Annotated in this window: 26 protein-coding genes and 1 pseudogene; 14 read left to right on the forward strand and 13 right to left on the reverse strand. The window is 71.9% G+C overall.

Annotated elements, in window-relative coordinates:
• Positions 1 to 15 precede the first annotated feature (15 nt).
• Both ABD954_RS23265 and era read left to right on the forward strand, forming a co-directional pair.
• Positions 16 to 990: a WxL protein peptidoglycan domain-containing protein gene (locus ABD954_RS23265; RefSeq protein WP_345488473.1), complete on the forward strand. Its 975-nt coding sequence runs from the start codon at positions 16 to 18 to the stop codon at positions 988 to 990.
• A gap of 21 nt (positions 991 to 1,011) precedes the next feature.
• Positions 1,012 to 1,971 carry a GTPase Era gene (gene era / locus ABD954_RS23270; protein ID WP_382745796.1) on the forward strand — a complete coding sequence of 320 codons (960 nt, stop codon included), beginning with the start codon at positions 1,012 to 1,014 and terminating at the stop codon, positions 1,969 to 1,971.
• Positions 1,972 to 2,167: 196 nt separating this feature from the next.
• On the opposite strand, the gene ABD954_RS23275 is transcribed toward era, so the two are convergent.
• A complete protein-coding gene (locus ABD954_RS23275; protein WP_345488476.1) occupies positions 2,168 to 2,440 on the reverse strand; it encodes a protealysin inhibitor emfourin in 273 nt (90 codons plus the stop codon).
• A 26-nt stretch (positions 2,441 to 2,466) separates the two neighbouring features.
• The gene (locus ABD954_RS23280; protein ID WP_345488478.1) at positions 2,467 to 3,525 is read right to left on the reverse strand and encodes a M4 family metallopeptidase; all 1,059 of its coding nucleotides are present in this window, start codon (positions 3,523 to 3,525) and stop codon (positions 2,467 to 2,469) included.
• 295 nt (positions 3,526 to 3,820) lie between these two features.
• On the opposite strand from ABD954_RS23280, the gene leuA reads away from it, so the two are divergent.
• The 3 genes from leuA (at position 3,821) to ABD954_RS23295 (ending at position 7,992) form a co-directional block, all read left to right on the forward strand.
• Positions 3,821 to 5,596 carry a 2-isopropylmalate synthase gene (gene leuA / locus ABD954_RS23285; RefSeq protein ID WP_345488480.1) on the forward strand — a complete coding sequence of 592 codons (1,776 nt, stop codon included), beginning with the start codon at positions 3,821 to 3,823 and terminating at the stop codon, positions 5,594 to 5,596.
• A 219-nt stretch (positions 5,597 to 5,815) separates the two neighbouring features.
• On the forward strand, positions 5,816 to 7,141 hold the full coding sequence (locus ABD954_RS23290; RefSeq protein WP_345488482.1) for a choice-of-anchor A family protein: 1,326 nt from the start codon (positions 5,816 to 5,818) through the stop codon (positions 7,139 to 7,141).
• Between the two features lie 155 nt (positions 7,142 to 7,296).
• Positions 7,297 to 7,992 (forward strand): tellurite resistance TerB family protein, encoded by a 696-nt coding sequence (locus tag ABD954_RS23295; RefSeq protein WP_345488484.1) that lies wholly within the window; start codon positions 7,297 to 7,299, stop codon positions 7,990 to 7,992.
• Between the two features lie 69 nt (positions 7,993 to 8,061).
• Here ABD954_RS23295 and ABD954_RS23300 read toward each other — a convergent pair whose 3' ends face one another.
• On the reverse strand, positions 8,062 to 9,492 hold the full coding sequence (locus tag ABD954_RS23300) for a LuxR family transcriptional regulator (protein WP_345488486.1): 1,431 nt from the start codon (positions 9,490 to 9,492) through the stop codon (positions 8,062 to 8,064).
• Between the two features lie 131 nt (positions 9,493 to 9,623).
• A complete protein-coding gene (locus ABD954_RS23305) occupies positions 9,624 to 10,997 on the reverse strand; it encodes an FAD-dependent oxidoreductase (RefSeq protein ID WP_345488488.1) in 1,374 nt (457 codons plus the stop codon).
• Between the two features lie 1,381 nt (positions 10,998 to 12,378).
• On the opposite strand from ABD954_RS23305, the gene ABD954_RS23310 reads away from it, so the two are divergent.
• A complete protein-coding gene (locus tag ABD954_RS23310; protein ID WP_345488490.1) occupies positions 12,379 to 13,044 on the forward strand; it encodes a class I SAM-dependent methyltransferase in 666 nt (221 codons plus the stop codon).
• Here ABD954_RS23310 and ABD954_RS23315 read toward each other — a convergent pair.
• On the reverse strand, positions 13,034 to 13,603 hold the full coding sequence (locus ABD954_RS23315; RefSeq protein ID WP_345488492.1) for a GNAT family N-acetyltransferase: 570 nt from the start codon (positions 13,601 to 13,603) through the stop codon (positions 13,034 to 13,036). The genes ABD954_RS23310 and ABD954_RS23315 overlap by 11 nt on opposite strands.
• Positions 13,604 to 13,688: 85 nt before the next feature.
• Between ABD954_RS23315 and ABD954_RS23320 the strand changes: the two genes are divergently transcribed.
• On the forward strand, positions 13,689 to 14,321 hold the full coding sequence (locus ABD954_RS23320) for a hypothetical protein (RefSeq protein WP_345488494.1): 633 nt from the start codon (positions 13,689 to 13,691) through the stop codon (positions 14,319 to 14,321).
• On the opposite strand, the gene ABD954_RS23325 is transcribed toward ABD954_RS23320, so the two are convergent.
• The 3 genes from ABD954_RS23325 to ABD954_RS23335 are packed head-to-tail and all read right to left on the reverse strand — an operon-like array spanning position 14,302 to position 16,216.
• The gene (locus ABD954_RS23325) at positions 14,302 to 15,135 is read right to left on the reverse strand and encodes a hypothetical protein (RefSeq protein WP_345488496.1); all 834 of its coding nucleotides are present in this window, start codon (positions 15,133 to 15,135) and stop codon (positions 14,302 to 14,304) included. The two genes, ABD954_RS23320 and ABD954_RS23325, sit on opposite strands and share 20 nt — an antisense overlap.
• Positions 15,132 to 15,401 (reverse strand): DUF397 domain-containing protein, encoded by a 270-nt coding sequence (locus ABD954_RS23330; protein ID WP_345488498.1) that lies wholly within the window; start codon positions 15,399 to 15,401, stop codon positions 15,132 to 15,134. The genes ABD954_RS23325 and ABD954_RS23330 overlap by 4 nt, the downstream gene beginning before the upstream one ends.
• Positions 15,383 to 16,216, reverse strand: a complete 834-nt coding sequence (locus ABD954_RS23335) for a helix-turn-helix domain-containing protein (RefSeq protein ID WP_345488500.1) — start codon at positions 16,214 to 16,216, stop codon at positions 15,383 to 15,385. The genes ABD954_RS23330 and ABD954_RS23335 overlap by 19 nt, the downstream gene beginning before the upstream one ends.
• 117 nt (positions 16,217 to 16,333) lie before the next feature.
• On the opposite strand from ABD954_RS23335, the gene ABD954_RS23340 reads away from it, so the two are divergent.
• Together ABD954_RS23340 and ABD954_RS23345 are read left to right on the forward strand one after the other, a co-directional pair.
• The gene (locus ABD954_RS23340) at positions 16,334 to 16,573 is read left to right on the forward strand and encodes a hypothetical protein (protein ID WP_382745794.1); all 240 of its coding nucleotides are present in this window, start codon (positions 16,334 to 16,336) and stop codon (positions 16,571 to 16,573) included.
• Positions 16,570 to 16,785: a hypothetical protein gene (locus ABD954_RS23345; protein WP_345488502.1), complete on the forward strand. Its 216-nt coding sequence runs from the start codon at positions 16,570 to 16,572 to the stop codon at positions 16,783 to 16,785. Before ABD954_RS23340 ends, ABD954_RS23345 begins: the two co-directional genes overlap by 4 nt.
• 3 nt (positions 16,786 to 16,788) lie before the next feature.
• On the opposite strand, the gene ABD954_RS23350 is transcribed toward ABD954_RS23345, so the two are convergent.
• Positions 16,789 to 17,262 (reverse strand): hypothetical protein, encoded by a 474-nt coding sequence (locus ABD954_RS23350; RefSeq protein ID WP_345488504.1) that lies wholly within the window; start codon positions 17,260 to 17,262, stop codon positions 16,789 to 16,791.
• Positions 17,263 to 17,396: 134 nt separating this feature from the next.
• On the opposite strand from ABD954_RS23350, the pseudogene recO reads away from it, so the two are divergent.
• The 3 genes and pseudogenes from recO to ABD954_RS23365 all read left to right on the forward strand — a co-directional run bounded on the left by recO (position 17,397) and on the right by ABD954_RS23365 (position 19,169).
• Positions 17,397 to 18,147 (forward strand): annotated as a pseudogene (gene recO, locus ABD954_RS23355) (DNA repair protein RecO).
• Between the two features lie 12 nt (positions 18,148 to 18,159).
• On the forward strand, positions 18,160 to 18,984 hold the full coding sequence (locus tag ABD954_RS23360; RefSeq protein ID WP_345488506.1) for an isoprenyl transferase: 825 nt from the start codon (positions 18,160 to 18,162) through the stop codon (positions 18,982 to 18,984).
• Between the two features lie 17 nt (positions 18,985 to 19,001).
• Positions 19,002 to 19,169, forward strand: coding sequence for a hypothetical protein (locus tag ABD954_RS23365; RefSeq protein ID WP_345488508.1), 168 nt, complete (start codon positions 19,002 to 19,004; stop codon positions 19,167 to 19,169).
• 67 nt (positions 19,170 to 19,236) lie between these two features.
• On the opposite strand, the gene ABD954_RS23370 is transcribed toward ABD954_RS23365, so the two are convergent.
• From ABD954_RS23370 to ABD954_RS23385, 4 genes are all read right to left on the reverse strand, one after another.
• The gene (locus tag ABD954_RS23370) at positions 19,237 to 19,647 is read right to left on the reverse strand and encodes a Fur family transcriptional regulator (protein WP_345488510.1); all 411 of its coding nucleotides are present in this window, start codon (positions 19,645 to 19,647) and stop codon (positions 19,237 to 19,239) included.
• A 72-nt stretch (positions 19,648 to 19,719) separates the two neighbouring features.
• Positions 19,720 to 20,613 carry a metal ABC transporter permease gene (locus ABD954_RS23375; RefSeq protein WP_382745790.1) on the reverse strand — a complete coding sequence of 298 codons (894 nt, stop codon included), beginning with the start codon at positions 20,611 to 20,613 and terminating at the stop codon, positions 19,720 to 19,722.
• A 2-nt stretch (positions 20,614 to 20,615) separates the two neighbouring features.
• Complete coding sequence (locus ABD954_RS23380; protein WP_382745787.1) at positions 20,616 to 21,395, reverse strand: metal ABC transporter ATP-binding protein; 780 nt, start codon at positions 21,393 to 21,395, stop codon at positions 20,616 to 20,618.
• 8 nt (positions 21,396 to 21,403) lie between these two features.
• Positions 21,404 to 22,420 (reverse strand): metal ABC transporter substrate-binding protein, encoded by a 1,017-nt coding sequence (locus ABD954_RS23385; RefSeq protein WP_345488514.1) that lies wholly within the window; start codon positions 22,418 to 22,420, stop codon positions 21,404 to 21,406.
• Positions 22,421 to 22,521: 101 nt separating this feature from the next.
• On the opposite strand from ABD954_RS23385, the gene ABD954_RS23390 reads away from it, so the two are divergent.
• Complete coding sequence (locus ABD954_RS23390) at positions 22,522 to 23,988, forward strand: peptidase M16 family protein (RefSeq protein WP_345488516.1); 1,467 nt, start codon at positions 22,522 to 22,524, stop codon at positions 23,986 to 23,988.
• A gap of 66 nt (positions 23,989 to 24,054) precedes the next feature.
• Positions 24,055 to 25,437 (forward strand): glycine--tRNA ligase, encoded by a 1,383-nt coding sequence (locus ABD954_RS23395; RefSeq protein WP_345488518.1) that lies wholly within the window; start codon positions 24,055 to 24,057, stop codon positions 25,435 to 25,437.
• Positions 25,438 to 25,538: the final 101 nt, after the last annotated feature.

The raw sequence follows: 25,538 nt of genomic DNA on the forward strand, positions 1-25,538 counted from the left end.
CGGGGGTCCGCACCCGTGCGCACGCCGTACGCCCTCCTCCTGAGCCTCCTGCTGAGCGCCGCCCTGGCCGTGCTCGGCCCGCCGCCGAGGGCAGCCGCCGCCGAGAACGGCGAGTGGGCCGTCTACCCGGCCGCCACCGCGCTCGGCGGCCGCCCGTACTTCTACCTCTCCGCCGACCCCGGCACCACGCTCACCGACCGGGTCACCGTCACCAACAAGACCGCCGCGCCGCTCACCTTCCTCCTCTACGGAGCCGACGCCTACAACACCGAACGCGACGGCGGCTTCGCCGTCCGCACCCGGCACGAGCGGCAGACCGGCGCCGGAGCCTGGATCAGACCCGCCCGCGACCGCGTCACCGTCCCGCCGCGCTCCGCCGTCACCGTCCCGTACACCCTCACCGTCCCCGCCGACGCCGAGCCCGGCGACCACCCCGGCGCACTCGTCGCCCTCGACGAGCGGATCGAACGGGGCGGCGGCGCCGTCGCCCTCGGCGTGCAGCGGGCCGTCGGCGCCCGCGTCTACCTGCGGGTCGGCGGCCCCGCCGTCCCCGCCCTCGCCGTCGAGGACGTCACCCTCGACCAGGACCGGCCGCTGCTGCCCGGCACCCGCGCCGGCAGCGCCGTCGTCTCCTACACCCTGCACAACCGCGGCAACGTCACCCTGCACCCCCGGGTCGCCCTCAAGGCCCGGGGGCTCTTCGGCCGCACCCTGCTCTCCCGCGACCTGGACCGGATCCCGGCCGAACTGCTGCCCCGGCAGAAGATCCGGCTCACCGCGCCCTGGGGCGGCTCGCCGCAGCTCGACCGGGGCGAGCTGACCCTGACCGCCACGGCCGAGGGCGTCCGCGAGACGGGCCGGGTCTCCTTCCTCGCCGTGCCCTGGCTGCCGCTCGCCGTCCTGCTCACCGGCGCCGCCGGGGCCGCGGCCCTCCGGATCCGCCGCCGTCGCGCGGCCGGGAAGGCGCCGGGGACGGCACGGAGTACGTGAGGCGGGCGCTCATCGGGGACAATGACCCCCATGAGCGTTCGCACCCCAGACACCGATGAGAACACCGCCCCCCACCGGGCGGGCTTCGCCTGCTTCGTCGGGCGCCCCAACGCGGGCAAGTCCACCCTCACGAACGCTCTCGTCGGGCAGAAGGTGGCGATCACCTCCAACCGGCCGCAGACCACCCGGCACACCGTGCGGGGCATCGTGCACCGCCCGGACGCCCAGCTGATCCTGGTCGACACCCCCGGCCTCCACAAGCCGCGCACCCTGCTCGGCGAGCGCCTCAACGACATCGTGCGCACCACCTGGGCCGAGGTCGACGTCATCGGCTTCTGCCTGCCCGCCGACCAGAAGCTCGGCCCCGGCGACCGCTTCATCGCCAAGGAGCTCGCCGAGATCCGCAAGACCCCCAAGGTCGCCATCGTCACCAAGACCGACCTCGTCGACTCCAAGACCCTCGCCGAGCAGCTGATCGCCATCGACCAGCTCGGCCGGGAGCTCGGCATCGAGTGGGCCGAGATCGTGCCCGTCTCCGCCGTCGGCGACAAGCAGGTCCAGCTGGTGGCCGACCTCCTCATCCCGCTCCTGCCGGAGTCCCCGCCGCTCTACCCCGAGGGCGACCTCACCGACGAGCCCGAGATGGTCATGGTCGCCGAGCTGATCCGCGAGGCCGCGCTCGAAGGCGTACGGGACGAACTGCCGCACTCCATCGCGGTGGTCGTGGAGGAGATGCTGCCCCGCGAGAACCGCCCCGCCGACCGGCCGCTGCTCGACATCCACGCCAACGTCTACATCGAGCGCCCCAGCCAGAAGGGCATCATCATCGGCCCCAAGGGCAGCCGCCTGAAGGAGGTCGGCATGAAGTCCCGCAAGCACATCGAGGCCCTGCTCGGGACCCCGGTCTTCCTCGACCTCCACGTGAAGGTCGCCAAGGACTGGCAGCGCGACCCGAAGCAGCTGCGGAAGCTGGGCTTCTAGCGGAGACGGGGGACTGCCGGAGCCGCGCGTCGGCAAGGCCCGGACCCCTGCCGGAAGCCGGGAGGGCCGGGTCAGGGGCAGGGACTTCGGCGTCGAGGGCAGGGACCCGGACGGCCCCACCGCGCCGGAGGCCCGCCGGAAGCGCCCCGCGCCCCGGCGACCGGCCCCGAGCCCCCTTTCCTTCCGGCGCCCGCCTTCAGGCGCCCTCCTTCAGGACCCTCGTGATCAGGGCCCGCTGGGCCTGGGTGAGGTGGGGGTCGCGGCAGCGGACCGTCCACCCGTCGACCGTGATCTCGTACGAGAAGCCGTCCGGGACGCCCCGGGCGGCCTCCTCGTCGACAGGGGGCTCCGCGAGGACCGTCGCGGCCAGCGCCTGCCAGTCGCCCGCGTCGGCGAGGCCCTCGGTGTCCACCTCCTCCGCCTTCTCGATGCCCGCGAAACCACCCGTGCGCCGCACTGAAATCCGCATGGACCCTGTGTATCAGGAGGCCGGCGTCAGGAGGCCGGCACGCCGACGACCGACCATGCCTTCAGGACCGCCTCCACCTCGTCGCCGCCGTCGCCGAACAGCCGCCGCGCCGATGCCACCGTCGCCCGCGCGAACTCGGAGAAGCGGGTGTCCTCGCTCAGGGTGCCGCCGGTCATCACGTCGTACCAGATCCGCCCGGCCCGCTCCCAGGCCGCGCCGCCGAGCTCGGTGGCGAGGAGGTAGAAGGCGTGGTTGGGGATGCCCGAGTTGATGTGCACCCCGCCGTTGTCGGAGCCGGTGCGGACGTAGTCCTCCATGGTCGCCGGCTGCGGGTCCTTGCCGAGGACGTCGTCGTCGTACGCCGTGCCCGGGGCCTTCATGGACCGCAGCGCCGTGCCCTTGTCCACGGCCGGTCCGAGCAGCCCGGCCCCGATCAGCCAGTCGGCCTGGTCCGCGGTCTGGCCGAGCGCGTACTGCTTCACCAGCACGCCGAAGACGTCGGACACGGACTCGTTGAGCGCCCCCGACTGGCCGTAGTAGGCGAGGTTCGCCGTGTGCTGGGTGAAGCCGTGCGCCAGCTCGTGGCCGATGACGTCGACGGGGATGGTGAAGTCGAGGAAGAGCTCGCCGTCACCGTCGCCGAACACCATCTGCTCGCCGTTCCAGAAGGCGTTGTCGTACTTCCTGTCGTAGTGGACGGTCGCCAGGAGCGGCATCCCGGCACCGTCGATCGAGCGGCGGCCGTAGACCTTCAGGAAGAGCTCGAAGGTGGCGCCGAGCCCGGCGTAGGCGCGGTTGACGGTGGCGTCCCGACCTGCCGGCTCGCCCTCGCCGCGGACCTTCACGCCCGGCAGTTCGGTGCCGTTGCGGGCGTCGTACACCGTGCGCCGAGGGCCGTCGGCGGCCTCGCCGGCCGGCGCCTCCGGCGCCGCGGGGGCGGCCTGGGCGCGGGCGGCGCGCTGGGCCGCGTCGACCGCGAGGGTGCGCCGGGCGGCCGCCGCGAAGGCCGGATTGTCGGACTGGGCGAGCCGCTCCAGGAGGTGCGGCGGGACGATCGAGCAGAAGACAGGCGCGTGGGGAGTCATGCCTGCAATGTGGCACTGTGTGGTGACGCTGTCACGAGCAGCGACGACGATTGGCGAAATGGAGTGATAGGTCACGTTCCAGGCTTGACGTGAGGGCCGTCCCGCATACTGGAACGGGACGTCCGCCTCCGCCGGTCCTGGGCTATGGTGACGCACATCATGCGTTTCGGGCTGCTTCTCCTTAGCTGCCGCGGCGAGGGCCTGTAGTCGTAGGCCGACCCCCTCCCCGCGGGTTTCGGTGTTGCGTTCGACAGTCGGCCGTCCCTCCCGCAGGACCCCCGAGGAGCCCTACGCAATGTCCCGGCAGCAGTCGCAGTCCCCGTTCGTCGACCGGCCCACGCCCCTGACCAACGCGACGCACATGCAGAAGCCGTCCGGGATGCCCGTCCACAAGTACGGGCCGTACGAAGCCGTCGACATCCCGGACCGCACCTGGCCCGAGAAGCGCATCACCAAGGCGCCCCGATGGCTGTCCACCGACCTGCGCGACGGCAACCAGGCCCTGATCGACCCGATGAGCCCGGCCCGCAAGCGCGAGATGTTCGACCTGCTGGTCCGCATGGGCTACAAGGAGATCGAGGTCGGCTTCCCGTCCTCCGGCGACACCGACTTCGCCTTCGTCCGCTCCATCATCGAAGAGGGCGCGATCCCGGACGACGTCACCATCTCCGTACTGACCCAGGCCCGCGAGGACCTGATCGAGCGGACCGTGGAGTCCCTGGTCGGCGCCAAGCGCGCCACCGTCCACCTGTACAACGCGACCGCGCCCACCTTCCGCCGGGTCGTCTTCCGCGGCTCCAAGGACGACATCAAGCAGATCGCGGTCGACGGCACCCGCCTGGTGATGGAGTACGCCGAGAAGCTGCTGGGCCCGGAGACCACCTTCGGCTACCAGTACAGCCCGGAGATCTTCACCGACACCGAGCTGGACTTCGCCCTGGAGGTCTGCGAGGCGGTCTGCGACGTCTGGCAGCCCGGCCCCGGCCGCGAGATCATCCTGAACCTGCCCGCCACCGTGGAGCGTTCGACGCCGTCCACGCACGCGGACCGCTTCGAGTGGATGTCCCGCCACCTGACCCGCCGCGAGTACATCTGCCTGTCCGTCCACCCGCACAACGACCGCGGCACGGCCGTGGCGGCGGCCGAGCTGGCCATCATGGCCGGCGCCGACCGCATCGAGGGCTGCCTGTTCGGTCAGGGCGAGCGCACCGGCAACGTCGACCTGGTCACCCTGGGCATGAACCTGTTCAGCCAGGGCGTCGACCCGCAGATCGACTTCTCGCAGATCGACGAGATCCGCCGGACCTCCGAGTACTGCAACCAGATGGAGGTCCACCCGCGCCACCCCTACGCGGGCGACCTGGTCTACACCGCCTTCTCCGGCTCCCACCAGGACGCCATCAAGAAGGGCTTCGACGCCATGGAGGCGGACGCCGCCGCCCAGGGCAAGACCGTCGACGAGATCGAGTGGGCCGTCCCGTACCTGCCCATCGACCCCAAGGACGTCGGCCGCTCCTACGAGGCCGTCATCCGGGTCAACTCGCAGTCCGGCAAGGGCGGCATCGCCTACGTCCTGAAGAACGACCACAAGCTGGACCTGCCCCGCCGGATGCAGATCGAGTTCTCGAAGATCATCCAGGCCAAGACCGACGCCGAGGGCGGCGAGGTCACGCCGAAGGAGATCTGGTCCGTCTTCCAGGACGAGTACCTGCCCAACCCGGACAACCCGTGGGGCCGCATCCAGCTGCGCTCCGGCCAGTCGACCTCCGACACCGACGGCACCGACACCCTGAAGGTCGAAGCCGTCGTCGACGGCGTCGACACGGTCCTGACCGGCTCCGGCAACGGCCCGATCTCCGCCTTCTTCGCCGCCCTGCAGGCGATCGGCGTGGACGCCCGCCTGCTGGACTACCAGGAGCACACCATGAGCGAGGGCGCCTCCGCGCAGGCCGCCTCGTACATCGAGTGCGCCATCGACGGCAAGGTCCTGTGGGGCATCGGCATCGACGCCAACACCACCCGCGCCTCCCTGAAGGCGGTCGTCTCGGCGGTCAACCGCTCCGCGCGCTGACCCCTCCCGCACCGCGCCGCCCCGCACCCCTTCCCAGGGGTGCGGGGCGGCGTCACGTGTGAGCCGCGTCACGGCTTCAGGTTCGCTTAAGGAAGATCATGGCGACATGCCGGAATCGGCGTGCTATCAGGTGAGTTGACGGCACATCAGCGCGTGGCGGAAGGTCGGCTCGTCCCCCTCCGGACACCCTCCCCTTCGCCCTCCCGACCTGGAGCTCGCATGCGCACGTCCGCTGCCGTGGCCGCCGTCCTCGCGGTGACCGGTGCCGCCCTCACCTGGGCCCCCGCCGCCTCCGCCGCCCCCGGCCGGGACGGCACGGCATGCGCGACCGACCCGCTCGGGACCGCCGGCCGCTACGCCGAGTTCGTCGAGAAGGACTCCACCCGCTTCTCCGACTCCGAGGGCGCCGTCGCGGTCGGCGGCGACGCCTTCTTCGGCGACGCCGGAACCCGTCAGGGCTTCTCCATCGGCCACAAGCTCACCGCCACCGACCTCGCCGCCCTCCCCGGCGGCCACAGCCTCGTCGTCGGCGGCACCCTCCACGCCCACCAGGTCGTGCTCACCAAGGGCACCGGCGTCTACGGCTCGCTCGACGACCGCTCCGCGCAGGGCGCCGGCTTCGCCGTGGACGGCCCGCACCGCAAGGGCGCCTCCCCGACCGCCCCGATCGACTTCCGCAAGGAGTTCGCGGGCCTGCGCGCCCTGTCCACCGCCTGGGCCGGCGTCGAGCCCAACGGCACCGTCACCGCCGACCGCTCCGGCCAGGGCCTGTTCCTCACCGGCACGGACGCGAAGCTCAACGTCTTCGCCGTGAGCGCCGCCGACCTGGAGAAGGCCGGCGCGGTCTCGGTCAAGGTCCCGGCCGGCTCCTCGACCCTCGTGAACGTCCTCGGCACCTCGTACGACATGCACAGCAAGCCCACCTACGGCGTCTGGCTGTGGGACCAGACCAAGGGCGCCTACGTCCAGGACGACTACGCCGCCGGCAGCGACGCCTTCACGAGCGTCCGCTCCAAGCTGCTGTGGAACTTCCCGCAGGCCGAGCAGGTCCGGAAGAACCACACCTCCTGGCCCGGCACCCTCCTCGCGCCGAACGCAACCGTCCGCATGGGCGGCCGGAACATCGGCCCCGGCCACGTCAACGGCTCCGTGATCGCCGAGGAACTGATCACCGTGCCCGGCGCCGAGACCCACCAGATGAACTTCACCGGCTGCCTGCCGACTCCGACGCGGCCGGGCCCGGTCGTCCCCCCGGAGAGGCCGAAGCCGACCGACGCCCCCGTCCCCGCGCCCACCTCCACTCCCACGCCCACGGCCACCGCCACCCCGACCGGGCCGGCCACTCCTCCGGCGCCGGCCGCGTCCGCTCCGGCCCCCTCGGACTCACCCTCGGCCGCGGCGCCCGCGCCGTCGTCCACTCCGGAGGGTGATCTCGCCGAGACCGGTTCGGCCTTCGGACCTGCCGCGACGGGCGTCGCCGGAGCGGCCGTCCTCCTCGGCGGCGGCTTCCTGGCCTTCGCGAAGCTGCGCAAGCGCGCTTCCTGAGGCCCCGGACGGGCCCTCCGGGGCCCGGCGGCGGTCCGTCGGGTCTCGGCCATCTCGCCGTCGTTCTGCTGACGAGGTGCTGACGCCACATCATCGATGTGGCTAACATCACGCCAACGCCGGCAGTGTTGCCGGGACGGTGAGGGAGGTGCGGCGTGCGGTCAGCGCGGAAGTCACGGGACCGGAGCGGGGTTCTCTGCGGAATCCGCACCTCCTGGAACACGATCGGCGACGGCGAGTTCTTCTGCGAGGAGTGCGGCGGGGACCGCAACTACCGGCGCCGCACCGGGCGCCGCCGCCTCACCCTCCTGGGCGTGCCCGTGCTGCCCCGCGGCGAGACCGGCCCCGTCATCGAGTGCGCCGCCTGCCACACCCACTTCGGTACGGAGGCGCTCGCCCACCCGACCACCAGCCGGTTCTCGGGGATGCTCCGGGACGCCGTGCACACCGTCGCGCTCGCCGTCCTCGCGGCGGGCGGAACCTCCTCCCGTACGGCCGTGGACACCGCCGTCACCGGCGTACGGGCGGCCGGCTTCGCCGACTGCACCGCGCTCCAGCTGATCGAACTGGTCGAGGCGCTCGCCGCCGACACCGGCCGCTTCCTGCCGGACGTCACCAGCGGGGGAGCGGCCCTCGCCATCGAGCTCCACGAGGCCCTCGAACCCCTCTCCCCGCACCTCGCCACCGCCGGCCGCGAATCGATCCTCCTCCAGGGCGCCCGGATCGCCCTCGCGGACGGCCCCTACAGCCCGGCCGAACGCGAAGTGCTCGGCACGGTCGGCAACGCGCTGGCACTGCGCGTGGACGACACGGAACGGCTGCTGGCGTCGGCGCGTACGACGTCGCTGTAGCGCTCGCGGCGGGGCGGGATCCGCAGCCGGCCGAGGAGCCGATCCTGAGGACGGCCGGGGCCCCGCGGCTCACGGACCCGGCAGCGCGCCCAGGCGTGCGAAGGCCGCGCGTGCGGCGGACCGTTCGCGGCGGGCCGCGTCCGGGTCACCCGTCGCCTCCGCCGCCCGCGCGAGCAGCAGCCGTACCCGCGCCGCCTCGTACGGCACGCGCAGCTCCCGCCAGAGTGCCAGCGCCTGCCCCAGCGGCGTGCCGGCCGGCTCGGCACGGGCCAGGGCGAGCGCTCCGCGCGCGCCGGCGGCCAGGGCGGCGAGGAGGGGCACGGCTGTCTCCTCGGGCGAGCCGGGCCGCGCCAACGCCTCCAGGTCCCGGACGGCCCCGGCGGCGACGCCGGTCTCGCCGGCGGCGAGCGCCGCCTCGGTCAGCGCGGCGAGCAGCCGGGCCCGGCCGTACAGGTCGTGGAGCGGGTCGCTCTGACAGTCCAGGGCGAGGCGCAGCCCGGCCAGAGCCGCGTCCGCCCTGCCCTGCGCGAGCCGCAGCAGCGCGAGGCCCGGCTGCGGGATCCGCCCGAGCTCATGGGCGTGGGCGTACGAGCGGGCCGCCTCCGCCGGGCGCCCCTGCCGCCGCTGGATCTCCCCGAGGGCGTACGCGGCGGCCGCCGCCGTGCCGGGGGAGTCGGCGGGAACCTCGTGCGGCACCAGCCGTGCCTCCTCCTCCGCGCGCTCCCACGCGCCGAGCAGGTCGAGCACCTCGACGTGCCGGATCCGGCACAGCGCGCGGAACGGATGGTGGGGGCGGGCCGGAGCCGTGCACCAGGCCATCGCCGCGTCGGCCCACCGCACCGCGCGGGCGAGGTCCCCGGTGGACAGGGCCCGGTCGAGCGCCAGGCAGTACAGGTGTCCGGTGAACAGCGCGCTCAGCTCGCCCGCCGTCACCGCCCGCATCGCCTCGTCCAGGAGCGCCAGGCCCTCGCGGCGGCGGCCCCGGGCGATCAGCACGGCGGACTCGGCCTGCCGGCCCAGGGCGATCAGGTCCGGGCTGCCGGAACGGACGGCGAGCCGGGTCATGCGGCGGGCGGCGGCCAGGGCCGCGGCCGAGGAGTGGTGCTGCTCGGCCTCCGCCACGTCCGTCAGGGCCAGCAGGCACTGCTCGGGGCAGTCGGGCCGGCCCTCCAGATGGTGCCGGGCCCGGTGCGTCCAGCCCGCGGCGGCGGCGGGACGGCCGAGCCGTCGGTACTCGAAGCCGAGCCACCAGGCGGTGCGCCCCGCGCCGCGCCGGTCGCCCTCCGCCACGTACGCGGCATGGGCCCGCAGCCGGGCCGCGACGGACTCGTCGACCCGGCCCGACCACCAGGCGGCGTCGGCGAGGGCGTCGAGGTCAGCGGCACGCAGAGCGGTGGTGGGGTGCCGGTCGGCCTCGTGCAGCAGGGCGTACGCACCGGCCCAGTCCTCCCGGGCCACCGCTTCCCGCCCCCGCTCCACGTCGGCCATGAGCACGGACATCGCCGCTCACTTCCCTTCCGGCCCTCCCAGAATAGGGCGGGGCGGAGGCGGCAGCGCGGCGACGGAGGCGGGCAGGGAGGAGGAGACCGGCCGGGATCGGTGGGGGAGCCCGGCCGGCCGGAGGAACCGGGTCAGCCCAGTTCGACGCCGCTCGCGCGGAGCATGTCCTCGCGCTCGACGATCTTCACGCGCTCGCGGCCCTGCGGCTCGCCGAGCGCCTTCTCGGCGGCGTCGAGCTTGTACCAGCCCTCCCACGTCGTGTACGTGATGCCCTTGCCCTCCAGGAAGGACACGACCGCCTCCGCGTCCGGGGACTCGGGGGTGAGCAGGCGCCCGTTGGCGTGGTCGTCGAGCAGGTTGGCCACGGTCTCGTTGGCGTCGCCCTTGGTGTGACCGATGAGGCCGACGGGGCCGCGCCGGATCCAGCCGGTGACGTAGGTGGAGGCCATGTGCGAGCCGCCCTCCTCGATCACCCGGCCGCCCTCGTCCGGCACGGTGCCGGTGGCGGTGTCCCAGGGCAGCTTCGGCAGCTCGTCGGAGAGGTAGCCGACGGCGCGGTAGACGGCCTGGACGTCCCAGTCGGTGGTCTTGCCGGTGCCCTTGACGTTGCCGGTGCCGTCCAGCTCGGTGCGCTCGGTGCGCAGGCCGACGACCTTGCCGTCCTCGCCGAGGATCTCGACGGGCGACTCGAAGAAGTGCAGGAAGAGCTTGTGCGGGCGGTCGCCGATGTCGCGGATCGCCCAGTTCTCCAGGGTCTTGGCGACCATGTCGGTCTGCTTGTTCTTGCGCCGCTCGGCGATCGAGCCCTCGTCGTAGTCGATGTCCTCGGGGTTGACGATGACCTCGATGTTCGGCGAGTGGTCCAGCTCGCGCAGCTCCATGGGGCTGAACTTGGCCTGGGCGGGACCACGGCGGCCGAACACGTGGATCTCCACGGCCTTGTTGGCCTTCAGGCCCTCGTAGACGTTCGGCGGGATCTCGGTCGGCAGCAGCTCGTCGGCGGTCTTGGCGAGGATGCGGGCGATGTCGAGGGCCACGTTGCCGACGCCGAGGACGGCGACCTTCTCGGCCGACAGGTCCCAGTCGCGCGGGACGTCGGGGTGGCCGTCGTACCAGGAGGCGAAGTCGGCGGCGCCGAGGGAACCGTCGAGCTCGACGCCGGGGATGCGGAGTTCGCGGTCGAACATGGCGCCGGTGGAGAAGACGACGGCGTCGTAGAAGGAACGCAGGTCGTCGAGGTGGATGTCGGTGCCGTAGTCGACGTTGCCGAAGAGGCGGACCTGCGGCTTGTCGAGGACCTGGTGGAGGGCGGTGATGATGCCCTTGATGCGCGGGTGGTCCGGCGCGACGCCGTAGCGGATGAGGCCGAACGGGGCGGGCATCCGCTCGAAGAGGTCGATGGACACGCCCGGTTCGGCGGCGGCCTCGGACTTCAGCAGCGCATCAGCGGCGTAGATCCCGGCGGGGCCGGCGCCGACGATCGCGACCCGGAGGGGGCGGGGCATGACGGGGTTCCCTTCGCAAGCGACGCGGCGGCGAGGATCGCCACCACTTAGGTCACCCTAATTAACGCGTCGAGCGGAGTGGTACCCGCCCCCGGTCTATGGCCTCATAAGGCAAGCTTATGGGATCCCAAACTGAAGTCTGGGGTGAGCTCCTCGCAGGGACGCTCCAGGGCCAGCCCTCTGCTGACGGGTGCGTGGAAGTCAGGGGGGTGGTGGTTGGGGTGCGGGTCTTGGGTGCTGGGGGTGGGGGTTTCTGGTGTGCTTCTGGATCGGCCGCCCTCTCTCCGAGTGTGGCCCCCTTCGCCGGCCCCTCAAGGGCGCTCCTTCGTCGCGTCGCTGCGCGATTCCGCTTCGCTCCACCCTTGACCGGCCGGCTCCGGGTGCCTTTTCACACTCGGAGGGCGGCCGGGGGCGTGGCCACGCGGCAAGGCCGGGTATCGGCCGGGCGCCGTGGGCGAGTGGCGGGCTGGTGGGTGGGGGCCGGGTTTGTGGCGGGAGTGGGGGAGGCCGCTCCCCTCGTGGGGGGTGCGCCGAAGTGGGATGGGGTGCTCCACCCCAGCTCGGCGGCGACCGGCCGTCGTCTGGTCGGGGTTCAAGCCCCGCTGGTCACTCCCGGTGGGTGGGGAGTGTGGTCGGGGGCGGCCCGGCGGTGCAATCTGCCCCCTCGCGAGCCGAGGCGTGACGGGGGTGAACTCGTGTGACGAGGGAGGCGCTTCGGCTGTCTCGGCGGGGGAGTTTGCACCGCTAGGGAGGAGTGAAGTCACCTCTCCCCGGTCAGAGTGGGACGCGAGTGAATTGCTGTGACTCAAGAGGCGTCCCCGGACGGGGTTGTGTCCTCTCGCCGGTGCAAACTGCCCTCTCGCGGGCTGTGATGTGACGGCGGTGAACTGCTGTGACAGGGGTGGCACTTCGGCCGTCTCGGCGGGGCGGTTTGCACCACACGGGCCCGTCCACCCACCGGGAGTGACCAGCGGGGCCTGAATCCCGACCAGACGACGGCCGCTCGCCGCCGAACCGACACCGGGCACCCCATTCCACGACCGCGCACCCCGCACGGCGGGAAAGGTCCTCCCCCACCCCTGCCAAGAGCCCAGCCCCCACCCACCTACCCGCCACCCGCCCACGGCGGGAAGGGCTCCCCGGCCTTGCCGCGTGGCCGCGCCCCCCGGCCGCCCTCCGAGTGTGAAAAGGACCCCGGAGTCGGGCGGTCAAGGGTGGCCGAAGGCCATCGCGCAGCGACGCGACCGCAGGGAGCGCCCTTGAGGGGCCGGTGGAGGGGGCCACACTCGGAGAGAGGGCGGCCGATCCAGAAGCACACCCGCAACGCCCACTCCCAGCACCCAAGACCCGCACGGCCAGGTCGTCCCCCTAAAGTCGGGACGTGAGTGACGCTTCCTCCTACCTCGCCGCCGTGCGGGGCTCCTACGACACCGTTGCCGACGCCTACGCCGAAGTCGTCCCGCCCCCCTCCGCCCTCGACCCCCTCTCCCGCGCGATGCTCGGCGCCTTCGCCGAGGAGATGGGAGGGGCACAGGCACCCGTCGCCGACGTCGGGTGTGGACCCGGGAAGGTGGCCGCGTACCTGGCCGAGCGGGCGGGCGTGGACGTCGTCGGGATCGACCTGTCACCCCGTATGGTCACCCTCGCCCGCCGCGCCCACCCCGAACTGGCCTTCGTCGTCGGGTCGATGACCGCCCTCCCGGTCCTCGACGCCGCCCTCGCCGGCGTCCTCGCGTACTACTCGACCCACCACATGCCTCCGGAACTCCTGCCCACCGTCTACGCGGAGTTCCGCCGCGTCCTCGCCCCCGGTGGCCGGCTCATGATCGCCGGTCATGTCGGTGAGGACGACGGGGAGGGCGAGTGCCGTCACCGCACCGAGGCGTACGGTGGGCTCCCCGTGTCGTACGACTCCCACTTCCTGCCCCCGGGCCGGATCGTCCGGCTCCTGGAAGAGGCCGGTTTCGTCGTCACCGCCCGCCTCACCCAGGAGCCGGCGCCGGGCCAGACGCGGCGGTACGGAACCTTCCTCGCGGTCAGCCCCTGACTCGGCCGGGGACCCGTGCCAGATCGGCCCGCGTGAGCCGCCAGAGCCGGTACTCGTGGTCGCCTTCCCACAGCCGCTCCTGCTCGGTGCAGCCGAGGCGCTCGGCGACGGCCGCACTCGCGTGGTTGTGCGGCTCGTGCACCACGAGGACCTGCTCGACGCCCGGCAGCCGGAAGGCCGCCTCCGCCAGGCCCCGCGCGGCCCGGACCGCCACGCCCCGGCCGGTCGCCGCCGGGTGGAGCCAGTAGCCGATCTCGTAGGCGTCGACCGGAGTCTCCTCGCGCCGATGGATCTGGCACGCGCCGGAGATCGCCCCGTCGAGCACGATCGCGTACGTGAACTCCTCCCCGGCCTCCCACCGCTCCGCCCGCCGTGCGAGGAAGGCCGTGGTCGCGGCCGGACTGTGGTCGGCGACCCATTCCATCCACGGACGCAGGTGTTCGACCGACTCGTCGATGACCCGGTGAAACTCCGGGGCGTCCGCCTCGCCGTCGAAACGGCGCAGGGTGAGACGGTCGTCGAGCTCGATCACTTGCGGGGGCTGCGCTGCGAGATCCATACGGGCAGCATCCTCAGCGTCCGGCCCCTCCGGCAAGGGGAATTCCCTTTGCGGGGCACCGAACGCCTGTGTGGGATGGGGCCCGATGGGAAGACAAGAGCGCCACCGCAAGGTCCACCGGCCGCTGCGACGCGCCGGTCTGGAGGTCGTCCCGGACCCGGAGGCCGTCGCGGAGTCCGCGATCCCCTTCGTCATCGGCTACGGGCGGGACGACATCGTCGGCGGCTTCTCCCATCCGTACGACGCCCCGAGGCTCATCGAGCGCCTCAACGAGGACTGGTACGAGCTCGCCGTCTCCACCGGACTCTTCGACCACCGCCGTGAGTTCCTCGTGTACCTCCCCCAGGGCACCCACACCCACCGGAAGGCGATCCACCAGGTGAACCATGGCGGCGGCGCGCCCTGGGTCTGGACCCGCGTCCGGCTCCTGGAGCGGTGGGACGTCATGGGCAGGGGCGCTCAGTCCGCCTTCCTCGGCGTGTACGCCGGCCATCCGGGCTTCGGCATGCTGGCCCTGGACGGCAGCGTCTATCTCTCCGCCTCGACGGGCGAGACCGGCATCGACGTCTACGCGGTGCGCGATCCCGCCCGCTCCGACAACGTCCTGCGCTACCTGGAGTACCTCGTCAGGACCGACCGGTTCTACGAACGGGAACTCAGGGCGCGGATCGCCGACTGGCTGCGGCGGTCCGGTCAGGTCAGACGTTCTGACCCATGAGGATCATCAGATAGAGGAGCCCGAGGGTCGCGGCCCACAGGGTCAGGGACACGAGCGCCACCAGCACACGGACGAAGGCGGGGTAGACGCCGATCGACGTCCCCGGGGCGCTCGGGGAGTAGCTGATCTCGATCTCGCTCGCGTACGCCTGGCGGGAGTAGCTATGGGTCTTGCCGCTCGGGTCGGTGTACCTGTAGGTCCCCGACTTGCCGTACGGGCTGGTGCGCACTGCCATCACCGTGATGCCGCGTGCGGGCAGCCACCACATCAGGAAAGCCCGCTCCAGCGTGTAGGCGCTCACGAGGTTGAGGAGGATCGCCACGACCCCCACCATGAAGGAGAGGATGAGCGCGCCCGGCTCGCCGTTGACGACGACCAGCACGCTCATGGTGATGAACCCCGCGAGCCCGGGGCCGAGCGCCAGCAGAGCCCAGCCCAGACCCCTGGCCTTCTCGCCGGCGCTGAGGGCGGGCTGTGGAGGGGAGGGCGTGCGCAGGGAACGGGTCGTCACCAGCGCGGCGCCGTCGAGGGACAGATCGGGCTCCGGCAGCGCCGCCACGGCGTGGTTGACCGCCGTTGCGAACACCATGGCCGCGGCCTCGTTGACCCCGTCCACCCGGTATCCGACGCCCTGGGCGCCGTCCGGCGCCCGCAGTTCGAGGACCACGGCCGGGCCGTCCGGTGCGACGAAACGAATCGCCTCCAGCGGTATCAGCGTCTCCTCGTCCCCGCGCCGCAGCGTCAGCGCCCCGTCCTGATGACGGAGAACGGCGCCGTCGCTGCCGCGCAATATGGGCGTGGAGACAGCCGTCATCCCTTGACCCCGGCCACGAACGCGGCCCAGGCACCGGCCGGGACGACGAGCGCGGGACCGTCCGGGACCTTGCTGTCACGGACGGGGACGACCCCGGGGACCCCGTCGAGGACTTCCAGGCAGTCGCCCCCGGAGGCGTTGCTGTAGGAACTCTTGCGCCAGGCGGCGCCGGCGAAGTCGTACGAGACCTCGACGCAGTTGCCGCCCTCGCCGTTGCTGTAGCTGCTCTTGAACCAGTGGGCGTTGCTCAGGTCGTACGCGCGCATCGTCTGTAGTCCTCCGCCGCCGACTCGATCAGTGCGAGGGACGCCTCCGGCGACAGCGTGGCGACCCTGAGCAGATCGTAGGCGCGCTGCGCCTGCTTCACCACAGCCGGATCATCGAGGAGAGTGCCCGAAAACTCCGTCTCGGTATAGGCGGTTGGTGGCTGGTCCTGGAACTCCATGAGCTTCAGCGTGCCGGTCATGTGCGCATGTGCGCCGACGGAGCGAGGTAGCACCGTGACCAGAACCCACCGCTGCCGCGCAAGCGTCGCGATGTGCTCCAGCTGTGAAGCCATGACGGCTGGACCGCCCACAGGTGTGAGCAGCGTGTTCTCATGCAGGACAGCCCAGTACTCGGGCCTTGTAGCGCCCTCAAGGATTCTCGCTCGATCGAGGCGCGCTGTGACCTTCTCCTCGATGTACTCCTCCGTTGCGAACGGATACATCGCGAGGATCTGCGCGCGCATGTACTCCGGCGTCTGCAACAACCCCGGCACCACCGTCGGCGCGAACTCGCAGATCTTCGTCGCCACCGCCTCCAGCTCCGCCACCGCGTGGAAATACGACGCATACGGCGAACTGTCGATGAGCTTCTTACACGTCCGTTCGAAAATACCGCCGGTTTGTAGCACCTCGTCGATTCTCTTCGCCACATCGAGCTGAGGCTTCCGCACCCCCTGCTCGAACAGCCCGATATAGGTCCCCGAAACGAACACGCGTGCACCCAGGTCGTTCCGTGAGAGCCCCGCCGTCTCCCGGCGTTCCTTCAGCAGCTCCCCGAAGAACTCCCACGCATCCTGCCGCTTGGCCTTGGCCATAGCTTGACTCCCGTACGTCACAACGCAGTTGTTGCCCCAGCGCGTCTGTCGATTCTAGGGAGCCGCCCTCACCCTGGATGCGGAAAGCGGGAAATGGATTCGGAAAGGAGCGCGTTGGTGAAGGAAGACAGCATGCGACCGAAGGAAACTGAAGAAGCGCGAGAGGCAGTGACGGAATTGCGCGAGGCGCTCGCACGGGCCGGAATCACGCTGCCCTCGCTCGGGCTGGACGTCATCACCCTCGCCGCCGATCCTCCCCGGCCGCTGATCGAACTCGGGTGCTGCACTCCGGCCACCGCGCGACTGCTCGCCGCGGCGCTCGCCGGAGCGCCCACGAACGAAGGGGGACGAGGATGAAACCGCCCATCGGGGCGTACGTCGTCGACATCCGCACCGGGAAGGTCGGCACCGTCATGGGACACGAGGGGCCCTACCTCCAGGTCCGTCCCATCGGTGGCGGCCGGGAGTGGGACTGCGAGCCGGACGGCGTGCGGGTCGCCACCGCCGCCGAGCGGCTGAGCGCCGCCACGGCGCACGCGAACGCCCGCAGCCGGGGTGAGGTGCCCTGAGGATCAGCGGGGCCCGGTGCCCCACCGCCACTCCAGGACGTCCCCCTCGGCGACGTCCCGCCACCGGGCCGCCGCCGCGTCGAGCGGGGCCGTGGTGCGGGCGATCTGCTCCGCGGTGAGGGGCGGGCGGCCGACGCCGCGGCCTTCGGTGGGCAGCCCGCGCCAGACCCGGTAGGCCCAGTTCACGGACAGCTCGGCCGCCATGACCGCGTCGCCGCCCCGGCGCAGGACCTTGAGGCCCGACCGGCGGTGGCGCCCCGGCGTGACGAGCTCGAAACCCTGGAAGGTGGCGCCGCGCGCCATCGCGCCCCAGAACCCGTCCTCGATGCCGAGGGCGTGCTCGACGACGGCGTGCACGAGGTCGTGCGGCATGGTCGGACCGGTCGGTTGCGCGGGCAGGCGGACGTCGGGGCCCTGGCGGTCGCGGACCAGGATCTCGTGCCGGTCGTCCGGGAGCTTTCTGAAGGCGATGTCCACATCGGGGACGGTACGGTCCGGGACGGACGGCGCCAACGCGTTTTTCCGGCTTCCGGGCCCGGCCCGGTCCGCCACCGGGGGCGGACGGCCCGGTACCCGCCAGGGGCACCCGCCGCGTACGGGACAATGGGGCCATGAGCCTGTTCCGCGACGACGGCATCGTGCTGCGCACCCAGAAGCTGGGGGAAGCGGACCGCATCATCACCATCCTCACGCGCGGTCACGGCCGCGTACGCGCCGTCGCGCGCGGGGTGCGCCGGACCAAGTCGAAGTTCGGGGCGCGGCTCGAACCGTTCTCGCACGTGGACGTGCAGTTCTTCGCCCGGGGGAGTGAGCTGGTCGGGCGCGGGCTGCCGCTGTGCACGCAGAGCGAGACCATCGCCGCGTACGGCAGCGGAATCGTCACCGACTACGCGCGCTACACCGCCGGCACCGCCATGCTGGAGACGGCGGAACGCTTCACCGACCACGAGGGCGAACCGGCCGTGCAGCAGTACCTGCTGCTGGTGGGCGGATTGCGCACCCTCGCGCGCGGGGAGCACGCCCCCCCACCTCATCCTGGACGCCTTCCTGCTCCGCTCGCTCGCCGTCAACGGCTACGCGCCCAGCTTCGAAGACTGCGCGAAATGCGGACTTCCCGGACCGAACCGCTTCTTTTCGGTCGCGGCGGGCGGTGTGATCTGCGCGGACTGCCGGGTGCCCGGAAGCGTCGTACCCTCTGCGGAGGCCGTTGGCCTGCTCAGCGCGCTGCTCACCGGCGACTGGGAGACGGCGGACGCGTGCGAGCCGCGTCACGTCAGGGAGGGCAGCGGACTGGTGTCCGCCTATCTGCACTGGCACCTGGAGCGCGGGCTGCGCTCGCTGCGGTACGTAGAGAAGAGCTAGGAGAGACCACGGATGGCCATCGCACGACTCCTCGGGCGCCAGCGGCGGGAGTACAGGACCCCCGAGCCGCACCCCTCCGGTGCCCGCCCGCCGAAGCTCCAGCCGGAGCTCGTGCCCGAGCACGTCGCGATCGTCATGGACGGCAACGGCCGCTGGGCCAAGCAGCGCGGCCTGCCGCGCACCGAGGGGCACAAGGTCGGCGCCGAGCAGGTGCTCGACGTGCTCCAGGGCGCCATCGAGATGGGCGTGGGCTCGATCTCGCTGTACGCCTTCTCCACGGAGAACTGGAAGCGCTCGCCCGAGGAGGTGCGCTTCCTGATGAACTTCAACCGGGACTTCATCCGCAAGAGCCGCGACCAGCTCGACGAGCTCGGCGTCCGGGTGCGCTGGGTGGGCCGCATGCCCAAGCTGTGGAAGTCGGTGGCCAAGGAGCTCCAGATCGCCCAGGAGCAGACCAAGGACAACACCCGGCTCACGCTGTACTTCTGCATGAACTACGGCGGCCGCGCGGAGCTCACGGACGCGGCGCAGGCGCTGGCGGAGGACGTGAAGGCGGGGCGGCTCGACCCGTCGAAGATCACCGAGAAGACCATCCAGAAGTACCTGTACTACCCGGACATGCCGGACGTGGACCTCTTCCTGCGGCCCAGCGGCGAGCAGCGCACCTCGAACTACCTGATCTGGCAGAGCGCGTACGCCGAGATGGTCTTCCAGGACGTGCTGTGGCCGGACTTCGACCGCCGCGACCTGTGGCGGGCCTGCGTCGAGTACGCCCAGCGCGACCGCCGCTTCGGCGGCGTGGACCCGGCGGACCTCGCGGTCCTCGACAAGGGCTGACGCGGGAGCGGGGGGCGGTGGAGCCGGCCCGTACGCCGACGCGTGAGGACGTCGTCGACGCCGTGCGGGTGCAGCTGCGGCACGGCTCGTTCCGGGCACTGCGGCGGTGGGGTCCGGTCACCGCCGTGCCGGCGGCGCCGGTCGTCGCTCTGCTCCTGGCCGCGCCCGCCGGCCCGACCATGTGACGCGTACGCGAAGGGCCCGCACCGGAACCGCTTCCGGTGCGGGCCCTTGGCGTACGCCCGCGTCACGTCACTTCGCCGCGCACTCCGCGCACGTGCCGAAGATCTCGACGGTGTGCGCCACGTTCACGAAGCCGTGCTCCGCGGCGATCGTCTCGGCCCACTGCTCCACGGCCGGGCCCTCCACCTCCACGGCCTTGCCGCAGACGCGGCAGACCAGATGGTGGTGGTGGTCGCCGGTCGAGCAGCGGCGGTAGACCGTCTCGCCGTCACTGGTGCGCAGCGCGTCGACCTCGCCGGCCTCGGCGAGGGACTGCAGCGTGCGGTAGACGGTGGTGAGGCCGACCGAGTCGCCGCGGTGCTTCAGCATGTCGTGCAGCTCCTGAGCGCTGCGGAACTCGTCCACCTCGTTCAGCGCCGCCGAGACGGCGGCCCGCTGCTTGGTCGAGCGGCCTCGTACGGGGGGTCCTGCCGTCACCACGGGGGCCTCCTTGAATGCTTGTGTGCCCCCGCCATTCTGCCAGCCCCCCGTGGCGCTCATGCCGGACCGGCGTCACACCTTCACGTCGTCAAAGGGGCGGCGGGTCGTCGGGAGGCACCGCGCGTCGCAGGCCGCCGACGCCTCTTCGGCCGCTTTCGCCCGCCGGCGGGCCAGTGGCGCGGCGAGCGCGGTCATGGCGACGAAGACGCCGATCGCGAGGAGGACGATCGTCGCGCCGGGCGGCACGTCCTGGTAGTAGGACGTGACGGTGCCGGTCAGGGTGACGCCGCTGCCGATGAGCACGGCGAGGACGAAGGTCGTGCGGAAGGACCGGGACAGCTGCTGGGCGGCGGCCACCGGGACCACCATCAGCGCGCTGACCAGGAGCAGGCCGACGACCCGCATGGCGACCGTGACGGTCACGGCGGCGGTGACGGCGATCAGCAGGTTCAGGGCGCGCACCGGCAGGCCGGTGACGCGGGCGAAGTCCTCGTCCTGGCTGACGGCGAAGAGCTGGCGGCGCAGGCCGACCGTGACGAGGACCACGAAGCCGGCCAGGAGGCTGATCGCGGTGACGTCCTCGGGGGAGACCGTCGTCAGCGAGCCGAAGAGGTACGAGAGCAGGTTGGCGTTGGAGCCGTTGCCGATGTCCATCAGCATGACGCCGCCGGCCATGCCTCCGTAGAAGAGCAGGGCGAGCGCGATGTCGCCGCGGGTCTTGCCGTAGGCACGGATCAGCTCCATGGCGACGGAGCCGGCGACGGCGACGGCGGTGGCCACCCAGACGGGGCTGGTGTTGAGGAGGAAGCCGAGGCCGACACCGGTCATGGCGACATGGCCGATGCCGTCGCCCATGAGCGCCTGGCGGCGCTGGACGAGGTAAATGCCGACGGCGGGCGCGGTGATGCCGACGAGCACGGCGGCCAGCAGGGACCGCTGCATGAAGGGGAGCTGGAGGAGTTCCATGATCAGGTCAGCAATCCGGTACGGATCGGCTCGTCGGCCGCGTGGGGGTGGACGTGGTCGTGACCGGGCAGCGCGTGCTGGCCCACGGCCTTCGGGGGCGGACCGTCGTGGACGACGCAGCCGTCGCGCAGTACGACGGCGCGGTCGATCAGCGGCTCCAGCGGGCCGAGCTCGTGCAGGACGAGCAGGACGCTCGTACCGCCGGCGACCTGCTCGCGCAGGGTGGCGGCGAGGATCTCCTGGCTGGCCAGGTCGACGCCGGCCATCGGCTCGTCCATGATCAGCAGCTCGGGTTCGGAGGCGAGCGCACGGGCGATGAGCACGCGCTGGTGCTGGCCGCCGGAGAGCGCGGAGACGGAGTCCCTGGCGCGGTCGGTGAGGCCGACGAGCTCGATGGCCCGGTCGACGGCGGCGCGGTCGGCCCTGGTCGGCCAGCCGAAGCGGCGGCGGGCGAGCCGGCCGGAGGTGACGACCTCGCGGATGGTGGCGGGGACGCCGCTGGCCGCGGTGGTGCGCTGCGGCACGTAGCCGACGCGGGCCCAGTCGCGGAACCGCTTCTGCTCGGTGCCGAAGAGCTCGATGCTGCCGCCGGTCAGCGGCACCTGGCCGATGACGGAGCGGACGGCGGTGGACTTGCCGGAGCCGTTGGCGCCGAGCAGCGCCACGACCTCCCCGCGGTGGACGGTGAGGTCGACGCCCCGGAGGACGGGCCGCGCGCCGAGGGCCGCGGTGGCTCCGCGGACGGAGATGACGGGTTCGTCGCGCACGGCTGCCTCCTGCATGCTGGGTTTCACTTCGCGCCGAGGGCCTTCTTCAGCGCGGCGAGGTTGGACTGCATGACCTCGATGTAGTCATCGCCCTTGGACCGCTCCGTGATTCCCTCCAGCGGGTCGAGCACGTCGGTCTTGAGGCCGGTGTCGTTCGCGAGGGTCTTGGCGGTCTTGTCGCTCGCCAGGGTCTCGAAGAAGACGGTGGAGACCTTGTCCTTCTTCGCGATCTCCTGGAGTTCCTTGATGCGGGCGGGGCTCGGCTCGGACTCGGGGTCGACGCCGGAGATGCCCTCCTGCTCCAGGTCGTAGCGCTCGGCGAGGTAGCCGAAGGCGGAGTGGGTGGTGATGAAGGTCCGGGTGGAGGCGTTCTTCAGTCCGGTCCGGAACTCGGTGTCCAGGGCGCCGAGCTTCTTCACCAGGGCGTCGGTGTTCTTCTCGTAGTCGGCGGCGTGGGCTGGGTCGGCCTTCGCGAGGGTGTTGCCGAATCCCTTGGCGACCTCGGCGTACTTCACGGGGTCGAGCCAGATGTGGGGGTCGGCGCCGGCCTCGGAGCCGTGGTCGTGGCCCTCGTGGCCGCCGTGGGACTCCTCGGCGGCGTGCTCCGCGTGCTGGGCGTGCTCCTCGGCGGACTCGCCCTCGTGGCCGGCCTCGGTGCCGTGCTCTTCGAGGGTGGTGAGGGCGGCGGCGTCGGCGGTGTTCTCGACGCCGGCCTGTTGGATGGCGTCGTCGACGGCGGGCTGGATGCCCTTGAGGTAGAGGATGACGTCGGCCTCGCCGAGCTCGCCGATCTGCCTCGGCTTGAGCTCCAGGTCGTGCGGCTCGACGCCGGGCTTGGTGAGCGTGGTGACGGACACGTGGTCGCCGCCTATCTGCTCGGCCAGGTACTGCATGGGATAGAACGACGCCACGACGTCCAGCTTGCCGCCGCTCCGCTGGTCCGCCGCGTCGGAGGTGCCGGAGCAGGCGGAGAGGGTGACGAGACCGAGGGTGACGGCACCGGCGACGGCGGTGGTGGGTATCAGGCGACGTACGTTCATGACACTCATTTTCAACAAAACTGGAAACGGTTGTCAATTGCCGCATCTGTGTTCCGGGCCACTGTGTTCGAACAGCGACGGCCGATCGCTACTGTTCGGCCATGCAGCGCGCGGAGATCAACGGAACGGCCTTGTTCTGGGACGACGTCCCCGGACCCTTCACCGCCCACCTTCTGGTCGGCACGGGGCTGGAGGACGACCCGTTCCCGCGCTTCGGGATCACCGAGCTCGTCGAGCAGCTCGCGGTGACCGCGGTCGCCGACGCGGGGCGGGACGTCGACGAACTCGACTCCACCGTGGCCGGTGACCACACCCGCTTCCGGATCGTCGGGGAGCCCGAGCGCGTCGCCGAGGCCGTGAACCGGCTGTGCCGCGCGCTCGCCGGACCCCCGGTCGACGGGCTCGCCGGCGCGGCCCGGCGGGTGCGGGCGCGGCGGGACCGCGAGCGCGGCTGGGAGGGGTTCCAGGAGCGCGAACTGAGCTTCCGCTACGGGCTGCGCGGGCCCGGCAGGAACGGCTGGGACGCTCCGGCCGTCGAGCGCATCGGCGCGGACGACGTCCGCGCCTGGGCCGCCGCGCGCTTCACCCGCGGCAACGCGGCGCTGGTGCTCACCGGCGCGCCGCCCAAGGCCCTGGATCCACGCCTGCCGGACGGGCCGCGCATCGAGAGGCCCGTCGTCGCGCCGCTGCCGGGGACCTCCGGCTGCTGGCTGGAGGCCCCGCACGAATGGGGCGAGCGCGTGGCGGTCTCGTACGAGGCGCCCGCCTCGCCCGCCGGTCACGTCGCGGCGGAGCTCGCCCGGGAGCGGGCCCTGCGCGATCCGCGGGTGGCCGGGAACCTGACCGGGGACGTCGAGATCCACTCCTCGTACACGGGCGGCGGCCGCATGCTCTTCTGGCTGGTCGCCGAGACCGACGAGCCGGGCGTCCAGGCCGTCGCCGACGGGCTCGACGGCCTGCTCCGGGAACTCGCCGCGGACGGTCCCGCCGAGGAGGAGGTGCGGCGCGTCGAACGGATCTGGTCGGACCGGCTCGAAGGTGAGGAGCAGCGGCGGACGCAGCTCTTCGTGGCGGGCCTCGACCACCTGTGCGGACTGGACTTCCTCGACACCCCGATCCTGCGGGCCCGGCTCGCCGCGTTCGGTCCCGGGGACGTCCGCGCCGCCCTCGCCGCCTACCCCTCGACCGCCCTGCTCGTCCTGCCCGCGCACTGCGAGCCGGGCGAGGGCAGCCCCTTCGTCCCGGAGCCGGATCCCGCGGGCCAGGACCTGCACGAGGCGTACGCGTACCGGCCGAGGCTCTTCGGACCGGCCGGGCGGCACGCGCGGATGTACCTGAGCGACGAGGGGCTCGCCCACTGGACCGGAAGGTGTCATCACGTCGTGCGCTGGCACCAGGTCGCCGGCGTCGGGGTGGCCCCGGGGCGGCGGGTGGTGTTCGGGGAGCAGGGCGGAGTCATCGATATAGAGGCAGACTGGTACAAGTCCGGAGGTGATCTGGTCGCCGCCGTCGACGCCCGCCTCCCCGCTTCCCTCCGCTTCCCGATCGGCGAGGGGGAACCGATTTGATACGGGGGGTGCGGGCGCCGGTAACCTGAGGCATTCGCACTTCGTCGTCGTAATGAAGAGAGCACCGTGGCCGCCGACAAGATCGACACCATCGTCAGCCTGAGCAAGCGCCGTGGCTTCGTCTACCCGTGCAGCGAGATCTACGGCGGACAGCGTGCCGCCTGGGACTACGGACCGCTGGGTGTCGAACTCAAGGAGAACATCAAGCGTCAGTGGTGGCGTTACATGGTCACCGCGCGCGAGGACGTCGTCGGCATCGACTCGTCGGTCATCCTGGCCACCGAGGTCTGGGAGGCCTCCGGTCACGTCGCCACCTTCACCGACCCGCTGACCGAGTGCACCTCCTGCCACAAGCGCTTCCGCGCCGACCACCTGGAGGAGGCGTACGAGGAGAAGCACGGCCGCCTCCCCGAGAACGGCCTCTCCGACCTCAACTGCCCCAACTGCGGCAACAAGGGCACCTTCACCGAGCCCAAGCAGTTCTCCGGCCTGCTCTCCACCCACCTCGGCCCGACCCAGGACACCGGCTCCGTCGCGTACCTGCGCCCCGAGACCGCCCAGGGCATCTTCACCAACTTCGCCCAGGTGCAGACCACCGCGCGCAAGAAGCCGCCGTTCGGCATCGCGCAGATGGGCAAGTCCTTCCGGAACGAGATCACTCCGGGCAACTTCATCTTCCGCACCCGCGAGTTCGAGCAGATGGAGATGGAGTTCTTCGTCAAGCCGGGCGAGGACGAGAAGTGGCAGGAGTACTGGATGGAGCAGCGCTGGAACTGGTACACCGGCCTGGGTCTCCGTGAGGAGAACATGCGCTGGTTCGAGCACCCGCAGGAGAAGCTCTCCCACTACTCCAAGCGCACCGCCGACATCGAGTACCGCTTCCAGTTCGGCGGCAGCGAGTGGGGCGAGCTGGAGGGCGTCGCCAACCGCACCGACTACGACCTGACCGCCCACGCCAAGGCCTCCGGCGCCAACCTGATGTTCCACGAGCAGGAGACCGGCGAGCGCTACACGCCGTACGTCATCGAGCCCGCGGCCGGTGTCGGCCGCACGATGCTCGCCTTCCTCCTCGACGCGTACACCGAGGACGAGGCCCCGAACGCCAAGGGCGTCATGGAGAAGCGCACCGTGCTGCGCCTGGACCACCGCCTGGCCCCGGTCAAGGCCGCCGTCCTGCCGCTGTCCCGCAACGCGCAGCTGTCGCCGAAGGCCAAGGGCCTCGCGGCCGACCTGCGGCAGAACTGGAACATCGAGTTCGACGACGCCGGCGCCATCGGCCGCCGCTACCGCCGCCAGGACGAGATCGGCACCCCGTTCTGCATCACCGTCGACTTCGACACCCTCGAGGACAACGCGGTGACCGTGCGCGAGCGCGACACCATGAAGCAGGAGCGCGTCTCCCTCGACCAGATCCAGGGCTACCTGGCCGGCCGCCTGCTGGGCTGCTGACCCCGGTCGTACGACGCACCCACACGGCGAAGCCCCCGGTTCCCCTCCCGGAACCGGGGGCTTCGCCGTACACCGGCGCGGCGCCCCGGCCGTCGCCCGCG

It is taken from the genome of Streptomyces roseoviridis (assembly GCF_039535235.1).
GTDB classification, from domain to species: Bacteria; Actinomycetota; Actinomycetes; order Streptomycetales; family Streptomycetaceae; genus Streptomyces; species Streptomyces roseoviridis.